Origin of the sequence: Thioclava sp. L04-15 (genome assembly GCF_002020275.1) — a bacterium.
In the GTDB taxonomy this organism is placed as follows: Bacteria; Pseudomonadota; Alphaproteobacteria; order Rhodobacterales; family Rhodobacteraceae; genus Thioclava; species Thioclava marina.
In genome coordinates, this window is record NZ_MPZW01000021.1 from 1 (window position 1) to 5,876 (window position 5,876).

General features: G+C 61.5%; 6 protein-coding genes and 1 tRNA gene. 4 read left to right on the plus strand and 3 right to left on the minus strand.

Annotation, left to right across the window (positions count from 1 at the left end; genetic code table 11):
• Positions 1 to 249: 249 nt before the first annotated feature.
• From BMI90_RS19105 to BMI90_RS18350, 4 genes are all read left to right on the plus strand, one after another.
• Positions 250 to 372, plus strand: a complete 123-nt coding sequence (locus BMI90_RS19105) for a hypothetical protein (protein ID WP_281491826.1) — start codon at positions 250 to 252, stop codon at positions 370 to 372.
• Positions 373 to 844: 472 nt separating this feature from the next.
• Complete coding sequence (locus BMI90_RS18340) at positions 845 to 2,236, plus strand: protein rep (protein ID WP_146671359.1); 1,392 nt, start codon at positions 845 to 847, stop codon at positions 2,234 to 2,236.
• Positions 2,237 to 2,309: 73 nt separating this feature from the next.
• The gene (locus BMI90_RS18345) at positions 2,310 to 2,579 is read left to right on the plus strand and encodes a hypothetical protein (RefSeq protein WP_078530913.1); all 270 of its coding nucleotides are present in this window, start codon (positions 2,310 to 2,312) and stop codon (positions 2,577 to 2,579) included.
• Between the two features lie 331 nt (positions 2,580 to 2,910).
• Positions 2,911 to 4,188: a plasmid recombination protein gene (locus BMI90_RS18350; protein ID WP_168172823.1), complete on the plus strand. Its 1,278-nt coding sequence runs from the start codon at positions 2,911 to 2,913 to the stop codon at positions 4,186 to 4,188.
• A gap of 508 nt (positions 4,189 to 4,696) precedes the next feature.
• Here the strand turns inward: BMI90_RS18350 and BMI90_RS18355 are convergent.
• The 3 genes from BMI90_RS18355 to BMI90_RS18650 form a co-directional block, all read right to left on the minus strand.
• A tRNA-Ile gene (locus BMI90_RS18355) sits at positions 4,697 to 4,789 on the minus strand.
• Between the two features lie 2 nt (positions 4,790 to 4,791).
• A complete protein-coding gene (locus BMI90_RS18360) occupies positions 4,792 to 5,163 on the minus strand; it encodes a hypothetical protein (RefSeq protein WP_078530915.1) in 372 nt (123 codons plus the stop codon).
• On the minus strand, positions 5,156 to 5,344 hold the full coding sequence (locus BMI90_RS18650; RefSeq protein WP_146671360.1) for a hypothetical protein: 189 nt from the start codon (positions 5,342 to 5,344) through the stop codon (positions 5,156 to 5,158). Before BMI90_RS18650 ends, BMI90_RS18360 begins: the two co-directional genes overlap by 8 nt.
• Positions 5,345 to 5,876 lie beyond the last annotated feature (532 nt).

Genomic DNA, 5,876 nt, shown 5'->3' on the forward strand with positions numbered 1-5,876 from the left:
CCCGGCCTCCAAGCTGCTGCTGCGATGGTGAGGTGAGAGAGGTTGGGGGTGCAGGGGGCGAAGCCCCCGCTCTTGTCAGGGTTTAGAACTCCCCCCGGCCTTTTTTGCGGGACAACTGTTCGCCCGCTAAAATGATCATACAGGCGACGCAAACCAGGGTGGTTTAAGCATCGCGTTTTCAGTTTTGGATGTGGGTTCGAGTGTCCCTAGCTCCGGTCCAGCATCAATGAAACGAAGGAACGAGCAGGGATGAAGAAGCTGAAAATCACATGCGGGAAGGTCACGATCGAGGCCAAAGAAGTGCCGAACTGGCTGCTTGTAGCGCTGGTGGCCGGTCTATCGAGCTTCGCTCGAGCACGCGGTTGGATCTGACGAATCCCTACTTGGTGCGAAAAAGTATTTCCGAAACAAAGACTTGGCTTTTTCCGGCGACTTGACGCACATCGTGAGGAAAGAGTAACATCCGGCCTATAAACGCGAAAGCCCCGCGAAGGGCGGGGCTTGTAGCGTGATCATCGGGCAATGCCCACAGCTCTATCTTGGCGGACGGACTGTGAGCGAAAGCCCCGGAAAAGATCGGGCCGAAGCCCGATGATCGAGGGAAAGAATATGCCGAACAGGCCCCACAATCAAGTCGTCCGCCGCAGCTCACGGAGCAGCGGCGATGTTGTGGCGAGATAGACTCACGCTTCAATCAGTAGTGCTTCGGGCGCCTTTCGACCTGTCCTCGGGCGGCTCGAGCGCACCGAATCAAAGGTCGGAGGAGGCCCGCCAGGGCCGGGCCGGAGGCCGCGGCGAAGCCGCTCTTGGTATAGATGGGAGTATCGTTGGCCGCTCAAAAGCGGTGAACCCCAATGAAACAAGGGAAACGGGCCCACTTTTCCGCGAAAAAAGGCGCGCGATTTGGGCGCTGTCGCGGACAGCGGCAGGGCTGCGCTACCCGAAAGGCACCCCGAAGGAGCAGATCAAGGGCGTTGGGACTTGCCGCTGGGCGATGCAATCGAAGGCGGCGGGCGTTGATGTCCATCTTTCCGAGTATGACGAGAGCGGCCAGACGCGTGCGAGCTTCGGGGGGCTGCAGACATGCGGCAATGTCTGGCAATGTCCTGCGTGTGCCGCGCGGATCTCCGAGACGCGTCGGCGGCAGCTGAATGACGGCCTCGCATGGGCGCGCGAGCAAGGTCACAGGATCGCGATGATCACGCTCACGGCCCGTCACGGCCAAGGTGATGATCTGGCGGATCTCCTGCGGGCGATGAAGAGCGCGAAGAGGCGCTTGCATCAGCACCGGGCGTGGAAGCGGATCAAACCCGAAATTGTCGCTGTTTTGACGGCGACAGAGGTCACACATGGGCGCAACGGCTGGCACCCTCACTTCCACATGCTGGTCATCGTTCGGACGAAGGCGGCTTTCGAGGCGCTGGCTGAGCTGGGAGACCCCTGGCGCGGGGCGCTGCGAGCTGAGGATCTCGATGGCGCAGCCGCTGCCTTCGATTGTCAGGGGGCATCAGCTGCAGGGCGTTATATCGGCAAGTGGGGCGCGGCGGAGGAACTGACGCTCAGCGGCAAGAAGCGGGCCAAGAACAAGGGGCGCACGCCGCTGCAGCTCCTCGAGGCGTGCAAGGCGGGCAACGAAGAGGCGGGAGAGCTGTGGCTCGAATACGCTGACGCGTTTCACGGTCGGACACAGCTCGATGGGCTCAAGAAGTTGACCGATCTGGCGGGCCTCGAGGAGATCTCCGACGAAGAGGCGGCACAAGACGCGGAGCAAGAGGGCCAGCAGCGCCAGGACGAGCCGATCGCCAACATCGACGCCGACACATGGCGCGCCAAGGCTCGCCACCGTCGCACAGACATTCTCGATGCGGCTGAAGAGCGTGGCGGGGCGGGCGTCTGGGAAGTGATCGATGGTCCAGCTAAGTCGCGGGATCTCTCGAGGCCGCCACCGCCGCGACCTGGTGGGTTGCTGTCACGGATCGTGATGCCAGAGGGGCCGCGTTACCGAGGTAAGCAAGACTGGCAGTTGGAACGGAAGGAGCGAGGTGAAGATGACTTTGGACCAGATAGCAGAGAAGGCTTCGGCCGAGATCCACGCAGCATATTGGTCGGCGTGCGATCAGGTGCAGCGGGCGATCGATCCGGACGAGCTGACGACGAGCGAGTGGGCGGCGGAGCTACTGGCGGAGGCTTACGACATTGCGCTTCGGATCGAGCAAGACCCTTTGGGATGGGATGAGGGCCGGTCGAAGTGGTGAATCGAGGGGAGCTGCGGATTTTCAATCCGCTACTCGAGCACGAAAGGAAAAGAGATGACGACGAAGGCAGAACGGGAAGAGGCGCTGAGGAAGCTGCCAGAGGATGAAGCGGCCGAGATCCGCGCGGCGATCGCTAAAGAGCTCGCTGGAGGGCCGAGTCACGAGGAGCGCGAAGCAGTCTACGCAAGCTTGTCGCCGGAAGACGCGGCGGCGCTGAGACGGCAGTATGAGGAGCAGATGGAGCAGATGGCGAGCCTGGTGTTCCTCGGGGAAATGGCCAAGCGTGAGCGATCGATCGAGGGCACGCCCTGGCCCACCTTCTGAACCGACCGGGTGGAGATTTCGATGGTAAAGGATGGGGCAGCTTCAAGGATCAATTTATGAAGCTGCCAGCAAGGGCCACAGGCCCGCGCAGGCGTAGCCGGAGAAGCAAGCCGCAGGCGCGCAGGCTCACACACACGGTAGCGCAGCGGACGTTGTGAGCCGGAGAGGCCCCTGCCAGGCCCCGCGGGAGGCGGCCCCCGGCAGGGCGAAGATGGTGACTTTGTGGGTAGGGCCCCAAAAAGTCTCCATATGAGCATGGAGACTTTGAAAAAGTCGCCATGTCTATTATATACAAGATATGGCACACGGTAGAACAGAACCCGACATCGTTATGACGATCCGCTACGCCGGGGCGTCCGAAGTCCGCTCGGTCTCGATCCATGAGGAGAAGCGCGAACCCGACGGTGCGTCGGCGATCGATCCCGATCGGTCGCACCTTAACAGGCTTCTGTGGTCCGACAGCATGCCGGAGCCGCAACCGTCTGGGATGTTCCCCAATGCCACGATTGCCGACAACAGGCCAAGGACGCAGCAGGAAGCCCTCGAGTCGCTGTGGGCCTCGGGCGTCCAGAGGCCGGCGAAGCAGGCTGAGGCCCCATACGTTCAGATGGTTCTCAGCGCATCGCCGGAATACTTCCGCGACCCCGACCAGGGGCCGGGGGAGTGGAACAAAGAGAAGCTCGACCGCTGGGTCAAGAAGACGATGAAGTGGCTCCGGGACGAATACGGGCCGGACCTTGCCCACGTCTCGTTGCATCTCGACGAAGACACACCGCACATGCACATCTTGATCGTGCCGACATATCAAAAGAGGCCACGGAAGCCGGGGCGGCGCAAGCGCGGGGAGACGCCGGAGGAGTTCGAGGCCCGGAAACAGGCGGTTGAGAATGCACCGACGGTGCGGGTCGCCGGTCGCGCTTCGAATGAATACTGGAAGCGGGCATGGGCGCGGCGCGAAGCCCGGCTGTCCTATCATCAAGCCGTTGCAGACCTCGGCCTGGGCTATGGTCGCGACTTCGTCGGCGAAGGCGAGCCTTCGCCGGAGCATGTCAAAACAGGCACATGGGTTCGAGAGAAATCCCGCGAGCTCGAGGATACAGAGCGGGAGCTCGATGCCTTAGCTGCGGCGGTGAAGCGGGACGCGGAGCACGAGGCCAGAGCGCGGGCCGAGGCCGAGGCTCTTCGAGCAGAAGCTGCCCGAGACCGAGCCGAGGCCAAGGCTTTTCGCGCGGCGGCGAAGCGTGACGCGGCAGAAGCCGCCCAGAAACGTGCCGAAGCGTCCCGAGACCGCTCCGAAGCGGCGAAGGTGAAAGCCGAGGCGGTCGCAGAGCTCGAACAGGCTCGGACGCTCAGAGACAAAGCCTTGAAGCTCGGTCGTCGCGTTTTCGAGATCGTAGAAGCCGTGGCTGAACGGCTCGGCGTTGGCCCAAAGCTCTCCGAAATCAAGTCCGCGATTGCGGAACTCGAAACGAAAGAGCAAGTGGGCGGGTTCCTGGCAGCCGCGATCCGCGACGAATTCGCTGGGCAGGCAACGCGGCCTGACGATCCCTTCGAAAGCGAACCGGAGCCGGAAACGGGGTCGGATGACGAACCTTCAATGGGCTTCTAAAGCGGGACGCATAGGCAACTGTTAGTTGACTATTACCCGCTATTCCCTATCATAGTAGCCGATCAAAGTGTCCGAAATCGGATTCCCAATTTCGGAAGTATAAGCCTTCAGGTGTTCCAGCATCTGAAGGCTTCATCTTTTTCAAGACATGGCGGAAGTGGGGGCGAGGCACCCCGTCCCCCACCCCTTCTTCACGTTTTACCGGTCAGATGGGGTCTTCCAGGCCATATAGATCGACACAGCAAGCTGAGCGACCATCAGGCACACGATCAAAGTGTCCATTTGGACTCCCGCAGATCGGGCTGTAGATTTACCCGCTGGTTCCAGCCAGACGGATAGACCCGTAACACCTAAACTTTGGTTCGCGAGGGGTGCCTCGCTGAGCATCCGAAAAGAGTGCTTAGATCTGCAACGACGGTTTTCGAGCCGCCGATACCCATATTTATAACCGACGGTGGGGTCTGTCCGAAAGCACCATAACAGACTTTCGCGAAGTTCCCGGAAAGACTGGTAGGGGCGGCCGGATTCGAACCGGCGACCGTGCGCTAATCTGGCGCTCATGGCTTATAAGGCCACCGCTCTACCGCTGAGCTACACCCCCTCTCAAGAGCCGGCAAAGGATTTCCGTATTCGCTCGAGAAGAGAGGGTTGGGGCCGGTTCGCGAGTTCGCGCCAGGCGTCTCGATCGTCTTTCAGATCACTGATCTGTTCGCGCAGGAGGCGGACTTCCGTTCGAGCCTCTGCCAGCTCCTCGCGGATCTGGATCATGTCCGTATCATCGGGGGTGATGTCAGTGGTGGGCGCGGGGGTGGCATCAGGGATGATGTCACGGGGGATTCCGACGCGTGCCTTGCGATCATTGCCCGTGCGGCGAGGCCACTTCCGTGCGGCAGCTCTGCGGCGGACGCTGTCAGCTTTGATCCCGAGGGCCTTTGCCGCCTCGTCGTAGGTCAGCCACTCAAGTTCGTCAGTCATCATTGGCCTCTGGAAATTGCTCAAGCAAGTATTCGGAGGTGATCTCGGCGGGGTCGATCACAGGTTTGTCGCGGCGCATCTTCGATGGTTGAGGCGGCCCGATGAAGCGTTCTCGGCGCGCGTTAGCACGGGCCATGATCTCTTCAAAAGAGGGCGGGCCTTTTTCTTTTCTGTCACCCATGACTGCACCCCCGCGATCACCCATGCCGTCAGGGTGAAGATACATGAGGGAGAGGAATTCTCAATGGTCATCCCCACCGGGCGTTACAGCTCGCGTTGCGACCCGTCACACCCGGTCTTTCGTGACCCCCCGCTCTTGGGGGTCACGCCCAGCCATTCGGCTGGACCGAACGCGCCAATGGCGCGTGCTTTGGGCGCTGAAGCGCCACTTCTTCCTCTATGATGTGAGAGAAGGTGAGGTTGGGAGAAGGAACCAACGGTCGAGCTTGGTGCCAGTGGAGCCGTCGCCTGGGAAGCTGCTGCTGCGCTGGAGCCGGGTCGGTCGGTAAGATTGAAGGGCCGCGCGCCCGGAGGCGTAGGAAGCTGAATTACGGAGGGTCCGCGCCGCTTGCGGCGTGGAAACCGTCATTCTGCTTCCGGAGCTGAGGACGTGCGGCACAAAGATCGTCCGACTGACCCGGCCTCCAAGCTGCTGCTGCGATGGTGAGGTGAGAGAGGTTGGGGGTGCAGGGGGCGAAGCCCCCGCTCTTGTC